Raw genomic sequence first — 17,690 nt, 5'->3', positions numbered from 1 at the left:
AGAAGCAGGGGCTAAATATGCCCCCGATATCCTCAACATCCTCAAAGATGAAAAGATTGACAAATATATTCGTAGCCGTGCCGCCGATGCTTTGGCTAATTTAGGAGAAGCAGGGGCTAAATATGCCCCCGATATCCTCAACATCCTCAAAGATGAAAAGGTTGACTCATCTATTCGTCGCAGTGCCGCAGAAGCTTTGGGTAATTTAGGAGAAGCAGGGGCTAAATACGCCCCCGATATCCTCAACATCCTCAAGGATGAAAAGGTTGACTTATATATTCGTCACAGTGCCGCATACGCTTTGGGAAATATCCGAAAACTGGAATTAAATGAAGTTATTGTTGTTCTGAATAATCTCTACCAACCAAATCAGCAAAACATTAACTTTGAAACTTGGCGATTCCTCACCTATTTCCTCAGTGGCGGCACAGATGAAGTAAAAACCCTCCTCACATGGCTGGGCAATCCTCAAGAAACTCCCACTCAACTCAAATACGAAGATGGTAAAAAAACACTCGAACTATTTCTCAGTATCTGGAAAGACAGTAACGACTTCAAACGCTTACAAAAAGACTTAGCCGATAAAATAGCCGAAGTTACCCGCCTTGTCACTTGGAAACCCCAAGACATCACCCTCCTGCAAAGTCACTCCCACAACCTGAAACAAGCTGGATACAACCAAGCCGATACAGTCGAGTCAGCCATCAATGACTTAGCAGTATGGCAGTGGATTTTCAATGCCAGAAATACTATTATTATTCACGCCGCCTTTTGGTTTATCCTCATCTTCCTCTACCCCAAATTCCCCCAAATTCAAGCCATCTTCTTCTGGAATCCCTGGGTAAGAAAAATTATCGGTGTCGGTTACGTCGGCTTATTCCTCACCTGGATTCCCTTCCTCCGCCGCAAACTATTTGAACCTTTCAAACCATCCTTACTCGCCGATGCGAAATTAGATTATTTTAACGATAAAACCTACTTCCCAGAATCACCAGTTAAAATCCCCATCTCCGGGGAAACTCTCCCCATTACCCAAGCCTTACCGACAATCAAAGGGCAATTAGTTTTATTCGGTGATTCTGGCTTAGGGAAATCCATGTTTATCCGTCATCTAGTCAAAAACTCTCCCCGGATTGTCGTCTATTTACCTGCCCGCAAATGCGATGATGGAGTAATTGAAGCAATCCAAACCAAACTCCACGGGCAAGCTCAAGATGCGGAATTCCTGAAAAATCTGATATATAGTGGCGCGATTGATATTTGCATCGACGGATTAAATGAAGTCAGCGCCGACACGCGAGCGAAAATTACCAATTTTGTGGAACACTATTTTCGCGGCAATATCATTATGACTAGTCAACCTTTGGAGTGGATACCCCCTTCAACGGCTAAGAGTTATTGGTTACAACCTCTGGAGAAGCAACAGATTGAGGAGTTTTTAGTTTATCGTGCAGAGGAATTGTCCAAAGATACGAAAATTCAGAATACCGATTACAAAGAAGCTTGCACCAAATACTTAGCTGAAGCCCTAAACCCACAACAAGCGCCAGAAGAATTAGCCGCAGCCAAAAGGATTCTTTCCAATCCGATGGATTTAACTCTAATTTCCCTGATGCTATCCCAAGGAAAACAGCCCAATTTATTTCGCTTACAAGAAGAACAATATAAATTAATGGCTGCTGAATACTGGGAAGAATGGCATAAGGAATTCCCGTTGAAAAAGTTCTCGGAAGCTGTCTATGAAATGCGAATTAAGGATGAAGAAGTTATCCCTGTGGATGGATTTTACCAAGTTTTAATGTCGTTGGCAGACGATAAATATAAAATGGTTGTCAGCCGTCAATGGCGAGATGAAGGAGGAGAAGCCAAAAAAGAATACTTATTCCGCCACGATAAAATTATGGATTTCTTCCTGGTGCAAAATTTCCTCGGTAAAGGTGATGAAGTACAACAACTTCAAGTTAAACATATTAACGATTCTCGATTTCGGGGTGTTTACTTCTTGTTAGCTACTTTTTTACCTTTAGATGATGCCAAGGAATTGCGAGAAAAATTGATTCAATATGCGGCTGATACTAAAGATCATACCGTCAGCGATACTTTTGTGCAATTATTGCGCACTCGGTAATTGCTAATTGCCGAAATAACCGACTGATTTAAAAACATTTGCTTAAAAAAAAGCTTCATTGTTTGTAGTAGGCACTTTAGTGCCTATGTCTAATTGGAAGCACTAAAGTGCTTACTACGAACCTTTAAATCGAACCCAGAGCCAAATCCACTTGTCGCCATAAATTATCTAACGTGCTAGAATTATCCAAAACCATATCAGCACGAGCAACCTTATCCTCAAGATAAAATTGACTATTAATTCGCGCTTGTGCCGCTGCTACAGAAATACTATCCCGTTCCCTTATCCGCTTTAATTGTTCATCCAAATTACAGAAAATCACCCAAATTTCCGTAACCAAATCTGTCATATTGGCTTCAAATAGTAAAGGTATCGCCAATACTATTATATCCCCAACTTTCCTAGCAATTTCCACTTCAAACCGCTGGCGCACGTAGGGATGAATCTGTGCTTCTACCCATTCTCTTTCCGCTGTATCATTAAAAATAATCTCCCCCAAACCTTGCCGATTCAGCGTACCATCTGCTAACTTTACCCTATCACCATAACGGGCAAAAATATCCCTTAAAACTCTTGTACCAGGTTGTACTGCTTCCCTAGCATAGATATCCGCATCTAAAATAGGCAGTTGGTAAGCAGTGGCAAGGTAATTCGAGACTGTTGTTTTCCCTGTGGCGATGCCGCCTGTAAGACCAATAATACGTTTCAAGATTTTGCCTTAAAATAGAATCAGATAATTATTCCCCATCTTGGGATGGCAGGATTTTGGAGGAAAGAATTTGGGATTTGGGATTTTCCCTACTCCCCACTCCCTACTCCCCACTCCCTCAATTAGGATACTAACATGCTTACTCAAACACCAGTCAAAGATATTATCTGCCAGCAACGGGAATTTTTCGCCACAGGCAAAACTAAATCTGTAGAATGGCGCATCGAACAACTAAAACGACTCAAACAAGGTATTTTAGACGATAAAGAGGCAATTATTAATGCCGTTAAAGCTGATTTAGGAAGACCAGATTTTGAGGCGTATTTTGAAATAGCTGCTATTTCAGAAATCAACTACGCCCTCAAACATATTAAATCTTGGAGCAAACCTAAAAAAGTATCAACAAGTATCGATCAATTTCCCTCCTCAGCCCAAATTTATCCAGAACCTTTGGGTGTTATTCTGATTATATCACCTTGGAATTATCCGTTTTCTTTGCTGATTTCTCCCTTAGTTGGCGCGATCGCAGCGGGAAACTGTGCTATCCTTAAACCATCGGAGATTGCGGCTCATACCTCTGGTGCGATCGCAAAAATGATTGAGAAAACTTTCGATTCTCCCTACATCGCTGTCGTAGAAGGCGGTGTGGAAGCAAGTCAAGCACTATTAGCCGAAAAATTTGACCACATCTTTTTTACAGGTGGCACTGCTGTTGGTAAAATTATTATGGCAGCAGCAGCTAAACATCTCACTCCAGTCACATTAGAATTAGGCGGCAAAAGTCCTTGTATTATTGACGCGGATGTGGATTTAAAATATGCCGCCAAACGGATTACTTGGGGCAAATATCTCAATGCTGGGCAAACTTGTATTGCCCCAGATTATCTTTTAGCAGATAGTCGGATTAAATCGGATCTATTGACAGAAATCAAGAAATGTGTAAATGATTTTTATGGTGGAGATCCATTTCAAAGTCCTGACTATGCCCGGATTATCAGTCGCCGACATTTAGAGCGACTCCAACCCCTGTTAAAGGATGGCAAAATTGTCGTTGGTGGGGAATGCAATCCCGAAGAAAAGTATATCGCACCGACGGTAATTGACGGGGTTGACTGGGATTCGCCAGTGATGGCAGAGGAAATATTCGGTCCGATTCTCCCCGTACTAGAGTATACTGATTTGAATGTTGCGATCGCAGAAATTAATGCTCGTCCTAAACCTTTAGCTCTTTACTTCTTTTCTAAAGATAAGCAAAAACAGGAATTAGTATTACAGCAAACTTCTTCCGGCGGTGTTTCGATTAATGATACTATCATGCAGGTTGGTGTAACTGATTTGCCATTTGGTGGTGTCGGTGATAGCGGTATTGGTAGCTATCACGGGAAAGCAAGTTTTGATACTTTTTCCCATTATAAAAGTGTATTAAAGAAAGGACTTTGGTTCGATCAAAGTTGGCGCTATCCACCCTACAAAGATAAGTTGTCCCTGATTAAGCGAATTGTTGGTTAATTTGTTGTTGGTTGTTGGTTGTTGGTTGTTGGTTGTTGGTTAATAAAGAGTGCTGATTTTGTCTATTAAGTAAGGTTCTTTTTGATAAAACCCATGGGGCTAAGAAACCGGGTTTCTAATACGGAATATTTGACGAAAATTAAATCAGTTGATAATTATTAGAATTTAATGTTCAAATTACCTAACACCAAATATATAACAGAAACCCAATGTATCTTAGGCTTTTTCCTAGCAGCACTTCTCCTATGGACTATTTCCCTCGACAACTTACCATTACGCGACTGGGATGAAGCAACTCGTGCCCTAATTGCTAGAGAAATTTATCGCACGGGAAATTGGCTCCATCCCACTCTTCAGGGAAAACCTTATCTCCTCAAACCACCCTTAATGGATTGGTTAATCGCCTTAAGTTATAAGTTAGGAAATATAGGAGAATTTACTACTCGTTTTCCTGGTGCTTTCTTGAGTGCTTGCGGTGTGCCTCTAATATATCTTGTCGGAAGAGAAATATTTGCCCAACCTCTACCTGCTGCTTGTACTGCTAGTGTTTATTTAACCCTGTTACCAGTAGTGCGTCATGGACGTTTAGCGATGTTAGATGGTACTATCGTTTCTTTTTTTCTATTATTAATTTTATGTCTACTTAAGGCACGTCAGTATAAGCGATGGGGAATTGGTATTGGTATTTTTCTGGGATTGATTGCCTTAACTAAAGGAATATTAGTTATTTTACTAGGCGGGATTGCCTTACTCTTTATTCTAGCCGATAGACATATTTTGGGAGGATCTCAATCTGGCAAAAACCCAGGTGACATTCTTCCTCCCCCCTTAAATAACAAAAACCCAGGTGACATTCTTCCTCCCCCCTTAAATAACAAAAACCTAGGTGACATTCTTGCTCCCCCCTTTAACAAGGGGGGTTGGGGGGGTGAAAACTCTGGCGACAAACAAGTATCTTTGCCAAAACAGGATACTCCCCATGTTTTATTATTCAAAAATCCCTATTTTTGGCTAGGCATTGTCATCGGTAATCTACCAATTACTGTCTGGTATCTTGCCCAATGGCAATATTACGGTGCAACATTTTGGCAAGTACACTTCCAATCTCAAGGATTAGAAAGAATTTCCCAATCAGTTGAGGGTAATAACGGTTCGTCCTGGTATTATATTGTAGAATTACTCAAATATACTTTACCTTGGCTATTATTTTTACCTGGAGGATTGTATCTCGCTTGGCAAAAACGCCAGAAAAGTTGGGGAATATTAGTTTTAATTGGCACTATCGTTTATCTGGGTACGATTTCCCTCATGGGAACCAAACTACCTTGGTATATTATGCCATTGTACCCCTTTTTTGCCCTAGCAGTTGGGGCAGAATTAGCGGATTTTTGGGCAAATAGTAGCGATGAGATATTGCGCACCACCCCATCAAAAAAAAGATATTCCCGAATTATAGTCTGGATGATGGGCGCGATCGCAATTTCCGGTCTAGGAGGCTCAATCTATTTTATCATCGCTGACCCCCAACCAGTTTTAATCCTCATGAGCTATATCCTAGTAGCAATGATGGCTTTTGCTACTTGTCACTTTAAACAGCAACGCCGCACATTTATCCCAATTTTATTTGGCGGCATGTATTTAATATTACTACTACTCATGACATCAAAATCTTGGATTTGGGAATTAAACGAAGTATTCCCAGTCAAACCAGTAGCAGCATTAATTAGAGAGAAGACACCTCCAGAAACGCCGATATATACATCATTTAGCTATCAACGCCCGAGTTTAGACTATTATAGCGATCGCCAAATCATCCCCGCAGATACAGAAACCTTACAAAAGTTAGCCTCAACTCCAGCTTACCTCCTCTTAGAGAGAGATACATTAGAAAAATTACAATTATCCCATACCCTCACTCTTGGTAGAGCAGAAGGCTTTACACTATTAACAAATAACCAATAACAAATAACAAAATGTTATTTGTTATTTGAAAAATAGCCAACAACTAACAACCAATAGCTAACAACCAACAACAAAAAACAAACAACCAACAACAAAAAAAACGTCACACAAAATCCAGTTATAAGCCGAAGCGCTCCACTGTAAGATAAAGAATAATACCTTTGTGATATCGCGATCGAACCAACAACTGAGTTATCGTGCAACGTCATATAGAAGGAAGACTGTCACTTGTTTGGTGTTATCTATTATAATAACCTAACAATCTATAGATAGAATTACTTGCTTTCTATAACAAGAATAGAATAAGATCTATATACAAATAGAGTTTTCAGGAGAAATATCGTTGAAGCAATCCACACTACACCAACTAAAAGTCTTTGAAGCAGTCGCTCGCCACAATAGCTTTACGCGAGCAGCAGAAGAACTCTTTCTCACCCAACCCACCGTTTCAATGCAAGTCAAACAGCTAACGAAGGCTGTCGGTATGCCGCTATTTGACCAAGTGGGTAAACGACTCTATCTTACCCAAGCAGGAGAGGAACTTGTCAAGACATGCCGCACCATCTTTGAACATTTAGATCAATTTGAGATGAGTGTAGCAGACTTAAAAGGTCTGAAACAAGGACGACTGCGACTTGCTGTAATCACCACTGCCAAATATTTTGTTCCTCGTTTATTGGGACCATTTTGCCATCGTTATCCCGGCATTGATATCTCTTTGCAGGTGACTAACCACGAACATATTTTAAATCGCATGAGCGATAATTTAGACGATTTGTATGTGATGAGTCAACTACCAGAACATCTAGATATTATCTCCCGGCGTATTATAGAAAATCCCCTAGTAGTTATTGCCCCCGCCAACCATCCCTTAGCGAATGAAAAAAATATCTCTCTCCAACTTATGGGGAATGAACCTTTCATTATGAGGGAACCTGGTTCCGGGACACGCAAAGCTGTACAAGAGCTATTTGAGGAGCATAAAATTCCCCTGAAAGTCCAGCTTGATTTAGGAAGTAATGAGGCAATTAAGCAAGCAATAGCTGGCGGTTTGGGAATATCCATTTTATCCCGCCACACCTTAGCTTTGGAAGGCAGTAGCAGCCAACTAACTATTTTAGATGTGGAAAAATTTCCCATCGAAAGATATTGGTATGCTGCTTATCCTAGTGGGAAACAATTATCAATTGTCGCTCGTACCTTTCTGGATTATTTGATGACAGAAGGGAAGGAATTAGCTGAGAAAAATGCTGCTCGCACCATTCCAGGAGTGAGTCAATTCTCTTTGGGTGATTCCTCTAGTCAGGGTAAAGATGGAAACTAAAACTTATACTCAATCATGAAGTTTGTGGCTTACTTCTACTCTCCCACAGCATCTGACTCCAAAAAATCTGGGAGATATCGCTCTCCCTGGTTTAAATCATACCAAAATCTTCCGCCTGATAGGACATGAATAACGGCTAAGTAATGTTGTCCTATCTATTCTGGAAGTAAAGGCACAGTAAGTTCTAAGATATCTTCAAAAGTACAATACATGCCCAGATATATCGCTGGATAAGTTGCTAATTCGCTGGTTGTCAGTTCAAGTTTATAGAATCTTCCTACAGACAATCCGTATTTCACCAACAGAGATATGGCTTCGCTCAACTTGGATTCGTCTGAAAAAACATAGCTTGTAGTTGGTTCAATACGATAGGTAGCGTACTGTTTGATGAACTCTTCAGCTCCTGGAAGAATACCTTCACTATAGTGATACAGTTGTGGTTCAAGATAATGACTGATTTTCATAATTAATTCTATCCCTCTACACTATTTCTTGAAATTGACCTCTACCCAAATCCTTTTAAAAACATCTTTTTTATTCACCTTATTTCTGATTTATGCAAGATGTCTAATCAACTCACCAATCCGCTTTAACACCCGCAGGATGTCATATAGCTTATTTTGTCGCAACAGAAATAGGGAGAAAGTATCGGAAAAATCATATTGAGGTGGCTCTTCTTTAAGCAGCTTAATAAACATAAACAAATCCCCATCAGTTACCATTCCGTATACTGGCTTTTCTGGATGAGGATTCCCCATCATATAAGTTAAGGCTTGGGGTATTGCTGCCGCCATGCTAATTGACTGTTTCGACTCAACTACCAACACCCACAATTCTTCCTGAATCACCAGGGTATCAATTCTACCCCGCAGTAATTCATCTCTGTCTTCTAAGGTAATTTCGACTTGAGCTTCCGTGCCAATAAAAAAGGGTTCGTCATAAAAGCCAGCTAATTCTAGTAAAGGAGAAATTAATAGTAGATTAACCGTACCTTCTGCTAGTTTACCACGTCGCCTGTGGCGTAAGAATCTATGGTATATTTTGTCTAGAGATTCCTTTTCTTCATCGCTTAATTCTGGGAGGTTTTGATACCACTCGGGAAAGAATTGGTTATTGTCTGTTGCCGTGAGGTTGAACCTTTCTTCAAACTCCGCAATGCTAGTTATAGTTTTGGCAATAGGTAAAGTTTGAACCATTGATTTCACCAGATAAAGGTTTAGTCAAAAAAGTGTTTAATGTAGGGTGCGTTATGCGAAAGTTAACGCACCATCCATACTATGAGTAGCGTCGTACCTAACGCTGCAAACTCCGGGGATCGAGGGCATCTCGCAAACCATCTCCCAGTAAATTAAAAGCCAATACCGTCAAAACAATCAGAACCGCAGGAGGCCAAATTAACCAAGGTTGAAGAACTAAAATAGAAGCATTTGTTGCTAAAGATAGCAAATTTCCCCAAGAAGGATCTGGTTGTTGAATTCCTAATCCAATTAAACTTAAAACCGACTCAGCACCAATAAAGCTAGGGACTGCTAATGTTGCTGAAATAATTGTATAGGTGGCAGTTTGGGGTAAAATGTGGCGTACAATAATATACAATGATTTCCCACCCATCGCCTGAGATGCCAGGACAAATTCCCGCTCTTTAATCGATAAAACTTGTCCCCGAATTACCCTAGCCAACCCCGCCCAACCAATAAACGAAGTAATGACAACAATTAATAGAAAACGCTGGGCACTCGTTAAACCAGGTGGCAAAACAGCAGCTAATGCCACTAGTAGATAAATACTAGGAATCGTCATCAATACTTCCACTAAGCGCATGATAACTGCATCCAACCACCCACCAAAGTAACCAGAAATTCCCCCAACTAATATGCCCAGAGGAAAAGAAATAGCCACCCCAACTAGCCCAATACTGAGGCTAATTCTACTACCATAAATCAGACGACTTAATTGATCTCTACCTTGCTCATCTGTACCTAATAAATTAATTTTACCTTCACCACTAGTGCCAAATAAGTGTAAGTTACAAGGAATCCCGCTAAATACTTCTACTTCCGCAAATTTTGCGCCAATGGGCAGACGAAGCTGAAACAAGTTATAACTAGCACCTTTAACAAAGAAACGGATTGGCGAGGGTTTCGTCTTGTCTACATAGAGTTTGCGATCGCCCGTTTCTAAATCGGTCGGACCTTGAGTGGTAGGATAGACATGGGGTCCGATTGACTGTCCTGCCGAATTTTGCCAGTAAATTTGAGTTGGCGGCAGTAGGGAACCATCCTTTTGGGAATCATAAGGATTGTAAGGAGCCACAAAATCAGCCGCAATTGCTGTTAAATAAAAAATTAACAACACCATCGCCCCAAAAGAAGCAAGGGGATTTTTTTTCAGTTTCTGCCACCAATTCATGTCTTTTTCAAGTCGGTATGGGAATGGAACAGCGGATGCCGTATCGGGCGGTGGGGAGTGAGGAGTAGGGAAAATAAAAATTTATTAGCTATTAGCAAATAACCAACAACAAATAACCAACAACCAACAACCAATAACCAACAACCAACAACCAATAACTATACACCTAAAGCTTCTTCCTTCTTCTCATGTTCGACAACAAACACATTAGAGTAGAGGTTAGCGATAATCTGTTTCCCTTCCTGAGTTAGCTGAAGGTAGCGCAGAGCATCCTGAATGTAAGGATACACTCCCTTCCAGTAAAATCCAGAATAGCCCGATCGCAAATCTCCAGGATTCTGATATCCTAAAAACTTATTGACTTCAGTTTCCTCAAACTCATAGAATAGGGCACTAATCTTCTTAAGATAGCGCGGATCGCTAAGTTGACCGATTAAATCCGAAGCACGAAGTAAACCGGGGTAATTCAACGTATCTCGATGATCGCCTTCTTTAGGCACAGGAAAACGAGTCAGTTCAATATTAAACTTAACGATCTCAGCATCAATCAGCCTGTGGCCACCAAACCTCTCATCAACGAATAATTTAGCGCGATCGACATGATAAGGTGTCAGGGAAGCATCCGTTGCCCCAGGCGACAGGTAAATCATCTCCCCATTTTGCCCCGTCGCGTAGAGTCTTTCAGCTTCTCTATCTTGGCGACAGACTCCCTTGACATAACCAATATCGTGGCAAAGTAGGGAAATGATAAAATGCAACCAGTCTTCCACCATTACCCCGCCTTCGCGGATATGTTTACCCCGGAGAATCTCCTGCCCTACCAAGGTTACCAGGATGGAGTGTTCAACATTATGATAGAGAGCATCGCTATTGGCAATATTTTCCATTGCCATGCTGCCCGCCCAAGCGATAATGTCTTCATAGTCAGTCTTCAGCCCTCCGTAAGTCCGGTGGTAGCCATCCCGTAGTTTGTGTACAAACGAATTAATCAGTATTTCAGTCGCGTTAAACATCTTCGGTACTCGCTCTAAATCCCCCCATTTATTGTATAATGGTTACTGACTTGCCATCGGTAGGGGCGTGCGGGTGTAATTCAGTGGTAGAATGTTAGCTTCCCAAGCTAAACGTCGTGGGTTCGAGTCCCATCACCCGCTTAGTCGAAAATCTAATAATATCAAGCTTTTGCGCCATTATGCAGCCGTGCAGCAGAGGGAAAATTTTACAATTCATAATAAACAGGACTTACGCAAAGCCTACCTCTGTAGGGTGCGTTATGCAATGCTTTCGCACCATCCAAACTATGAGTAGCATCGCTGCGTAAGTCCTGATAAAAATATTATCCCAGTCAGTAGAGGAGAGCAATTTTCTAGAGTATTACGAGAAAAGTCATAAATTAACCCTAATTCGCTTTAATCTGAATTATGACTAGTGTAACCTTATCCCCCATTAATCCTCCAATTCCCCAATGGCAAGCTGCCAGATGGGAAGATTTTATTGCTGCCTGTGACAATCCTTCTTTGGAGCAAGCTAGGATATTTTTTTATCAAGGCTATCTTTTAATTGATATGGGTAATGAAGGAATTAATCACTCCAGATTCAACAATCTATTGACAATGATATTTGTCTTGTGGTTTTCTAATAAAGGAATAAAAGCTTTTGACGATCTCGGCGGTTGCGTCATTGAAAAGCCAAAAGTGGGTGGAGGTGCGCCCGATAGAGTTCTATATATTGGTGAAGATTTTCCTCAGTGGCAAGCAGGCGAACCCCGTAGAATTAATTTAGATAATTGGCGAGTGCCCGATTTAGTCTGTGAAATTGCTGATACTACTTTGGCAAGCGATTTAGATGAAAAAAAGCGGTTATATGCGGCTTTGAAAATTCCTGAGTATTGGGTTATAGATATTAAAGGGGAAAGAGTATTAGCATTTCGGTTACAGGAAGATGGGAAGTATTGGGAATGTCAAGTATCTGTAGCCCTTGATGGTTTTCCCATTTCTCTGTTATCGGAAACGTTAAAACTTTTGTCTAATGGAAATGGGATGGCCGCAATGTGGTTTTCCCAGCAAATTGCTGGTTTATAATGAGGAAGATTTAGTTCTCAGTAATCATCAAGGACTAGGCAATATGATTTTAAAGGGTACAAGTGGTAACGATAATCTAAATTAAGGTGATGGTAAATGAAAATCTTTCGTTAAAAAGTGTTACCAATAACAATCATCGCCACCCCTTAGAAGAAATTATTTCATCTAACGGCTAACCAAAAAGTTCAGTTTTCACATTTACATTTGCTTCTACCTCAATCCACAACCTCGCGCCACAAGCTAAAGGATGTTCCGGCTGATAAACGATCCGGCTGGCTCCATCAATGAAAGCCGAGTGACAGTATGTGGTGCGACTTCCCTGTTTCACAACGATGACAGGAGAATTTGTGTTCTGCTTGCGATCGCCATCCAGTTTTTGCTTGAAAATGTGGATAATCGAGGCAGCCTCTTGCGGTCGTTTGCGCCAGGTACCTTTTGTACCTCTGTCCATTGCCTTTACTCTTGGCATTCCCTTAAATAAAGGAATCCGCCAAAATCTCCCGACTTTGACAGCACCGATAATTCGTCCAGCTTGGAGTAGCTGTCTGACTCTCTGACAGCATATACCCAGCAAAAAAGCAGCTTCAGTTGTTCCCACCATAAATAAGCCTAGCGCTATAGTATTATTACCCAATTATAAGATATAGCAGTCGCCAAGGCGGTTAAGGCATTCTGAGCTAGCAAATTTTAACAACCTGAGTTCGACGAAAATTGCTGAAACCCTGATGATTTCGTGAAAATCCTAAAAAACCCAATAAAATAGATCCTTTTGTAGCAAGGCTTTCAAAAACCGTCGAACTCACGTTAACAAGGGGCTTAAGCCCCGCTTAAGCCCCTTGTCCTAATCGCTGTGGCGGTTGCTAATAGAATAAATAAACTTATGGATGGTAACAGCTATGCAACTGACAACTGAACCCATTATTTATCCCTCAAGCGACGATAACCCAATGGCAGATAGTACCATTCAGTACAAACTAATTACCAAAATCAAAGAAGGATGCGAATCCCTATATAAAAATGAAGAGAATGTGTTTGTCGCAGCCGATTTACTCTGGTATCCAGTAGAGGGCACTCCTAACATATCCCAAGCCCCAGATGTCATGATAATATTTGGCAGACCGAAAAATGAGCGACGCTCTTACCTACAATGGGAAGAAGATGGTATTGGTCCGCAAGTCATATTTGAGATTCGTTCTTTCAATGACAGTCAAACCAAGATGAATCGTAAATTTTCATTTTACAATCGCTATGGAGTCGAGGAATATTACCTATACGATCCACAATACACTGAGTTAAGCGGTTGGCAAAGAATTGACGGACTCCTAGAAGTAATCGAACCAATGTTAGGATGGGTAAGTCCGCGATTAGGAGTGCGATTTGAGTTAGGAGAAGAAGGATTAGAAATTTATCGCCCCGATGGACAAAAGTTTCTTTCCTATTCAGAATTGGAAGAAGAGCGAGAATTAGCCCAACAACGTGCTGAACAACAAAGACAAAGGGCTGAACAACAAGCACAACGGGCTGAAAGATTAGCACAACGTGCCGAACAACAAGCACAACGGGCTGAAAGATTAGCTGCGAAACTGCGCGAATTAAACATCGATCCAGATAGCATCTAAACCCATTAAACTGGTAGGGAAATAGCCAGAGTTATTCCCTACCAGTAAACCTTAACCCATCACCGCTAAAATATCTTGAGCGTGAGTAGCCGTTTTCACCGCCTCATCCACATGAGCGATGTTGCCGTCGCCATCAATAATATAGGTGACGCGCTTGGCGTAACCACCGCCATCCACATCATAAGCCTTAGTGATGGTTTTATCTGAGTCTGCTAGCAACTGAAAAGGCAGCCCGTACTTCTCCTGAAACAGTTTATGAGATGCCTCATCATCAGTGCTGACACCGAGAACAACCATATCTTTGCCTTGATATTCGGCATAGTTATCTCGGAAGCTTTGCGCTTCTTTGGTACAACCAGGAGTATCATCTTTCGGATAAAAATATAGAACAACAGTTTTACCTGCCAAGTCTGACAGCGAAACGGTATTCCCATCAGCATCTTTGGCAGTAAATGCCGGAGCTTTCGTACCAACTTGTAAAGCCATAGATATTCGTCCCTCAAATAGCGATGCAAACATTCCCTTGTAAATATTACACGCTTTGACACTCTCCGGACGAAAGTCCTTGTAGGGAGCCACACTAGTTTTGAGGGGTTCCAGAAACCCGGTTTTTCTGAAAAACCGGGTTTCTAAGCTGATGCGCATCTAAATTGGATATTAAATTGGTCTAAAACGGTGAGTTCTTGACGGAATACTAAGAGCTGCAACTTGGTATAGGATATAACTATGGGATGGTGGGTCAGTCCCCTGTGAATTTTAAAAATATTGTAGTCAACAACCCGCCGTTAAATCGGAGTACCGACTATAACGCTTGCTCTGCAATATAGCCCTAGTTGACCAGACTCAGGCAGGAATGCCTACGTTAGAAGCAAGCGTTTAAGTTCTTACCTATGGATGCGTAGCTAGTCCGTAGCTCTAAAACTCAAAGGTTAAACAGGTTTAAAAGGGTTAAGCCAGTGATGCCAGGGATAGTACCGACTTCTAACTTTGTCAAAGCTAACTTTATCGGAGAAATCCGAGGTTTTGTAGGTTTCCAATCAAAAAACCTACAATGAGTGTTTCAATTGGGAATTAATTTTATGTTGCCTAGACCCCGCCCGCCCTTTCCTCTCGCCGCCAAGCGCCAGTTCTGCTATGGCGGGAGTCTCCAGGGAGGAAGAAAGATGACTTTAATTCCGTCTCAAAACACCCAGTTAATTCAATATCCAACTCGCAGTGTCCGTCGCGCCCAGCGAGCAATCTGTTGTTTGCCCTTTCAGTTACCTTTATTTGTCGCAATGGGTGGCAATAGCGTTCCCATCGGCGCGATCGCACTTCAAACAGGGGTTGAACTCCAGTATACCAAACGCCCCCTATCGGAATTGGCAGTAGAAAGTAGTTTAAACTGGTTAATTCAAGTCGGTATTTTGCGACGAGAAGTTGATGGACAAGGTATCACCGATAGTTTCCGCTTAACACCCTTGGGACGCTACCTTGTGGAAAAATGGGTTAACGAAGGAAAGACATTACCCCCTCCGTCACTATTAGATCGGCTTTATCATACATTGAACCGCTGGTTGCGACTGCCTATTTGAATAAGAGCCTAGGAAATAGTTTTAATTCAAAACTCAAAACTCAAAACTCAAAACTCTCCTCCCCATTCCCCGATATGAAAGCAATTATGGTGGTGGGAACTACATCCCACGCAGGAAAATCATTACTAGTTACAGCAATCTGTCGCATTCTCTCGCGGCGTGGTTGGCGTGTATCCCCGTTTAAGGGGCAAAATATGGCATTGAATTCTTATGTCACGCCAAACGGAGGCGAAATTGGACATGCACAGGCGGTACAAGCTTGGGCTGCTGATGTAATCCCCTGTGTGGAGATGAATCCCATATTACTCAAACCCCAAGGAGATATGACCTCTCAGGTTATCCTGATGGGAGAAGTGGTAGGTCAAGTTGGCGCTGCTGAGTATTATGAGCAATATTTTGATCGCGGTTGGGAAGCAATTGAAAAATCCTTAAAACGTCTGAGCAATGAATTCGATATGGTGGTGTGCGAAGGTGCAGGTAGCCCAGCCGAGATTAACCTAAAGCATCGTGACTTGACTAATATGCGAGTAGCCAAGCATCTAAATGCCCCCACTCTACTTGTAGTTGATATCGATCGCGGCGGTGCATTTGCTCATGTAGTCGGTACGCTAGAACTCCTCGATCCAGATGAACGGGCTTTAATTAAAGGAGTGATTATTAATAAGTTTAGAGGACAGCGATCGCTATTGCAATCCGGTATCAATTGGTTAGAAAACCGCACGGGAATTCCTGTTGTGGCAGTGATTCCCTGGGTAGAAGATATATTCCCCGCAGAAGATTCCCTCGGTTTACTAGATCGTAACCCTCAGAAAAAGCCAGATAGTGAAATTACTATTGCTGTAATTCGGCTACCCCGGATTTCTAATTTTACTGACTTTGACCCCCTAGAAGCAGAACCCAGCGTTACAGTAAAATATCTCACACCAGACCGCTCTTTGGGATATCCTGATGCAGTTATTATCCCAGGTACAAAGACTACAATTGGTGACTTATTAGTTCTGCAACAAACGGGAATGGCCGCAGAAATTCAAAAATATGCTGCTTCCGGTGGTACAGTTTTAGGCATTTGTGGTGGGTTCCAGATGCTCGGTCAAAAGATAACAGATCCTGACGGAATTGAAGGTCATGAGGGACAATATGATGGGTTGAATTTATTGCCGATACAGACTTGGATTGGCGGGAACAAAGTTGCTCGTCAGCGCCTAGTTACCTCTAATTACCCTTATATTGGCTTACCAGTAGCAGGTTACGAAATCCATCAAGGACGTTCTCGAATTGTGGAGAATAGATCGGATATTATTAAAACGTTAGCTTATAAACCCTTGTTTGATGACCCTGGATTGGGCATTGTTGAGCTGAATCAATCGGTTTGGGGTACTTATCTTCACGGTTTACTTGATAATGGACCTTGGCGACGTTCCTGGTTGAATCATCTCCGCAATCAACGGGGACTTTCCTCTCTCCCCACTGGGATTTCCAATTACCGCGAACAGCGAGAAGCTCTTTTAAATAGACTAGCAGATTTGGTGGAAACTCATTTGGATTTGAGTCCTGTTTTACCCTCTCAGAATGAGTGATAAGCTGTCTTGCATTTAAACTGTGATATACCAGAATTTACACTTTATATCCCATAACCTTTTGCCAAATCTTGACATCCCAGTTTAAATGATGAACAGCTTAAGTCAAAAGTAAAAATAAATTGTCCTTATTGCTAGTAAAACCCAACAACCAACAACTAACAACTAACAACCAACAACCAACAACCAACAACCCACCAATGACTGTTAATATTCGATTTTTGCCAGATGATATTACCATTGATGCCGAGGTGGGAGAACCAATGCTTCAAGTTGCCAAACGTGCTGGCGTGTTTATTCCCACAGGTTGCTTGATGGGTTCTTGTCATGCTTGTGAAGTGGAGCTTGACAATGGAGACACAATATGCTGCTGTATTAGTTCTGTACCAATTGGTTACCAACAGTTAACCGTTAATCTTTACAGCGATCCTACTTGGTAAAGTATTCAGTTTTCCTGGGTTCGTAGTTGGCGCTTTAGGGCTAAAGCACCAACTATAGAGGTGGCGACTTTCAGCAAAAGTTTATTTATCCTAATGAGGGGTTCGGGGAGCGATAAGACCCCCGCCATAATGGTACTCCATTTGGCGGCGGGATACATGGACTCCCCGCGTAATATTAATGGGTACTGCTTCGCAGAAGCAAGCTACGATGCCCATTAATATTACATCTACTGCTTGGCGAAGTCGTAGTAGATATGCTACAATCTTAGCATGTTAACGATGAACTACCGCGATCGCATCTATTATGATCTTCATGGAAGATCTGGATTTTACGATCGTAGCAAAAGGTTTTCTGGGA

Annotated in this window: 16 protein-coding genes and 1 tRNA gene; 10 read left to right on the top strand and 7 right to left on the bottom strand. The window is 41.7% G+C overall.

Features of this window, described 5'->3' with window-relative positions; genetic code table 11:
* Positions 1-2,128, top strand: a 2,128-nt coding sequence (locus NJ959_RS12120; RefSeq protein ID WP_254012011.1) for a HEAT repeat domain-containing protein, incomplete at its 5' end; no start/stop codon positions are given.
* Positions 2,129-2,252: 124 nt separating this feature from the next.
* On the opposite strand, the gene coaE is transcribed toward NJ959_RS12120, so the two are convergent.
* On the bottom strand, positions 2,253-2,837 hold the full coding sequence (gene coaE / locus NJ959_RS12115) for a dephospho-CoA kinase (RefSeq protein ID WP_254012010.1): 585 nt from the start codon (positions 2,835-2,837) through the stop codon (positions 2,253-2,255).
* Between the two features lie 135 nt (positions 2,838-2,972).
* On the opposite strand from coaE, the gene NJ959_RS12110 reads away from it, so the two are divergent.
* The 3 genes from NJ959_RS12110 to NJ959_RS12100 all read left to right on the top strand — a co-directional run bounded on the left by NJ959_RS12110 (position 2,973) and on the right by NJ959_RS12100 (position 7,632).
* Entirely contained in the window at positions 2,973-4,346 is a 1,374-nt protein-coding gene (locus tag NJ959_RS12110; protein ID WP_254012009.1) for an aldehyde dehydrogenase, read from the top strand.
* A 168-nt stretch (positions 4,347-4,514) separates the two neighbouring features.
* Positions 4,515-6,308 carry an ArnT family glycosyltransferase gene (locus NJ959_RS12105; RefSeq protein WP_254012008.1) on the top strand — a complete coding sequence of 598 codons (1,794 nt, stop codon included), beginning with the start codon at positions 4,515-4,517 and terminating at the stop codon, positions 6,306-6,308.
* A gap of 343 nt (positions 6,309-6,651) precedes the next feature.
* On the top strand, positions 6,652-7,632 hold the full coding sequence (locus tag NJ959_RS12100; RefSeq protein WP_254012007.1) for a LysR family transcriptional regulator: 981 nt from the start codon (positions 6,652-6,654) through the stop codon (positions 7,630-7,632).
* Positions 7,633-7,787: 155 nt separating this feature from the next.
* On the opposite strand, the gene NJ959_RS12095 is transcribed toward NJ959_RS12100, so the two are convergent.
* From NJ959_RS12095 to NJ959_RS12080, 4 genes are all read right to left on the bottom strand, one after another.
* On the bottom strand, positions 7,788-8,096 hold the full coding sequence (locus tag NJ959_RS12095; protein WP_254012006.1) for a hypothetical protein: 309 nt from the start codon (positions 8,094-8,096) through the stop codon (positions 7,788-7,790).
* Between the two features lie 90 nt (positions 8,097-8,186).
* The gene (locus NJ959_RS12090; RefSeq protein WP_254012005.1) at positions 8,187-8,828 is read right to left on the bottom strand and encodes a type I restriction endonuclease subunit R; all 642 of its coding nucleotides are present in this window, start codon (positions 8,826-8,828) and stop codon (positions 8,187-8,189) included.
* Between the two features lie 97 nt (positions 8,829-8,925).
* Positions 8,926-10,041 carry an ABC transporter permease gene (locus tag NJ959_RS12085; RefSeq protein ID WP_254012004.1) on the bottom strand — a complete coding sequence of 372 codons (1,116 nt, stop codon included), beginning with the start codon at positions 10,039-10,041 and terminating at the stop codon, positions 8,926-8,928.
* A gap of 158 nt (positions 10,042-10,199) precedes the next feature.
* On the bottom strand, positions 10,200-11,054 hold the full coding sequence (locus NJ959_RS12080) for an Npun_R2479 family HD domain-containing metalloprotein (protein ID WP_254012003.1): 855 nt from the start codon (positions 11,052-11,054) through the stop codon (positions 10,200-10,202).
* A gap of 69 nt (positions 11,055-11,123) precedes the next feature.
* On the opposite strand from NJ959_RS12080, the gene NJ959_RS12075 reads away from it, so the two are divergent.
* Together NJ959_RS12075 and NJ959_RS12070 are read left to right on the top strand one after the other, a co-directional pair.
* A tRNA-Gly gene (locus NJ959_RS12075) sits at positions 11,124-11,195 on the top strand.
* Between the two features lie 267 nt (positions 11,196-11,462).
* A complete protein-coding gene (locus tag NJ959_RS12070) occupies positions 11,463-12,122 on the top strand; it encodes a Uma2 family endonuclease (RefSeq protein WP_254012002.1) in 660 nt (219 codons plus the stop codon).
* A 172-nt stretch (positions 12,123-12,294) separates the two neighbouring features.
* On the opposite strand, the gene NJ959_RS12065 is transcribed toward NJ959_RS12070, so the two are convergent.
* A complete protein-coding gene (locus tag NJ959_RS12065; protein ID WP_254012001.1) occupies positions 12,295-12,723 on the bottom strand; it encodes a helix-turn-helix domain-containing protein in 429 nt (142 codons plus the stop codon).
* 295 nt (positions 12,724-13,018) lie between these two features.
* On the opposite strand from NJ959_RS12065, the gene NJ959_RS12060 reads away from it, so the two are divergent.
* Complete coding sequence (locus tag NJ959_RS12060; RefSeq protein WP_254012000.1) at positions 13,019-13,741, top strand: Uma2 family endonuclease; 723 nt, start codon at positions 13,019-13,021, stop codon at positions 13,739-13,741.
* A gap of 51 nt (positions 13,742-13,792) precedes the next feature.
* Here NJ959_RS12060 and NJ959_RS12055 read toward each other — a convergent pair whose 3' ends face one another.
* Positions 13,793-14,227, bottom strand: coding sequence for a peroxiredoxin (locus tag NJ959_RS12055; protein WP_254011999.1), 435 nt, complete (start codon positions 14,225-14,227; stop codon positions 13,793-13,795).
* Between the two features lie 677 nt (positions 14,228-14,904).
* Between NJ959_RS12055 and NJ959_RS12050 the strand changes: the two genes are divergently transcribed.
* The 3 genes from NJ959_RS12050 (at position 14,905) to NJ959_RS12040 (ending at position 17,332) form a co-directional block, all read left to right on the top strand.
* A complete protein-coding gene (locus NJ959_RS12050) occupies positions 14,905-15,315 on the top strand; it encodes an Npun_F0494 family protein (protein WP_254011998.1) in 411 nt (136 codons plus the stop codon).
* A gap of 74 nt (positions 15,316-15,389) precedes the next feature.
* On the top strand, positions 15,390-16,892 hold the full coding sequence (gene cobQ, locus NJ959_RS12045) for a cobyric acid synthase CobQ (RefSeq protein ID WP_254012012.1): 1,503 nt from the start codon (positions 15,390-15,392) through the stop codon (positions 16,890-16,892).
* Between the two features lie 200 nt (positions 16,893-17,092).
* On the top strand, positions 17,093-17,332 hold the full coding sequence (locus NJ959_RS12040; protein WP_254011997.1) for a 2Fe-2S iron-sulfur cluster-binding protein: 240 nt from the start codon (positions 17,093-17,095) through the stop codon (positions 17,330-17,332).
* Positions 17,333-17,690: the final 358 nt, after the last annotated feature.

Origin of the sequence: Limnofasciculus baicalensis BBK-W-15 (assembly GCF_024178385.1) — a bacterium.
GTDB classification, from domain to species: domain Bacteria; phylum Cyanobacteriota; class Cyanobacteriia; order Cyanobacteriales; family Coleofasciculaceae; genus Limnofasciculus; species Limnofasciculus baicalensis.
Note: the sequence above shows the minus strand (reverse complement) of the source record. Positions and strands in the feature narration are given on the sequence as shown.

What these genes read in the sequence shown, in the direction of transcription:
- NJ959_RS12095 (WP_254012006.1), bottom strand. Translation starts at nt 8,096, where the DNA reads ATGAAAATCAGTCATTATCTTGAACCACAACTGTATCACTATAGTGAA.
- NJ959_RS12060 (WP_254012000.1), top strand. Translation starts at nt 13,019, where the DNA reads ATGCAACTGACAACTGAACCCATTATTTATCCCTCAAGCGACGATAAC.
- NJ959_RS12040 (WP_254011997.1), top strand. Translation starts at nt 17,093, where the DNA reads ATGACTGTTAATATTCGATTTTTGCCAGATGATATTACCATTGATGCC.
- NJ959_RS12090 (WP_254012005.1), bottom strand. Translation starts at nt 8,828, where the DNA reads ATGGTTCAAACTTTACCTATTGCCAAAACTATAACTAGCATTGCGGAG.
- NJ959_RS12055 (WP_254011999.1), bottom strand. Translation starts at nt 14,227, where the DNA reads ATGGCTTTACAAGTTGGTACGAAAGCTCCGGCATTTACTGCCAAAGAT.
- NJ959_RS12070 (WP_254012002.1), top strand. Translation starts at nt 11,463, where the DNA reads ATGACTAGTGTAACCTTATCCCCCATTAATCCTCCAATTCCCCAATGG.
- NJ959_RS12065 (WP_254012001.1), bottom strand. Translation starts at nt 12,723, where the DNA reads ATGGTGGGAACAACTGAAGCTGCTTTTTTGCTGGGTATATGCTGTCAG.
- NJ959_RS12110 (WP_254012009.1), top strand. Translation starts at nt 2,973, where the DNA reads ATGCTTACTCAAACACCAGTCAAAGATATTATCTGCCAGCAACGGGAA.
- cobQ (WP_254012012.1), top strand. Translation starts at nt 15,390, where the DNA reads ATGAAAGCAATTATGGTGGTGGGAACTACATCCCACGCAGGAAAATCA.
- NJ959_RS12080 (WP_254012003.1), bottom strand. Translation starts at nt 11,054, where the DNA reads ATGTTTAACGCGACTGAAATACTGATTAATTCGTTTGTACACAAACTA.
- NJ959_RS12050 (WP_254011998.1), top strand. Translation starts at nt 14,905, where the DNA reads ATGACTTTAATTCCGTCTCAAAACACCCAGTTAATTCAATATCCAACT.
- NJ959_RS12105 (WP_254012008.1), top strand. Translation starts at nt 4,515, where the DNA reads ATGTTCAAATTACCTAACACCAAATATATAACAGAAACCCAATGTATC.
- NJ959_RS12085 (WP_254012004.1), bottom strand. Translation starts at nt 10,041, where the DNA reads ATGAATTGGTGGCAGAAACTGAAAAAAAATCCCCTTGCTTCTTTTGGG.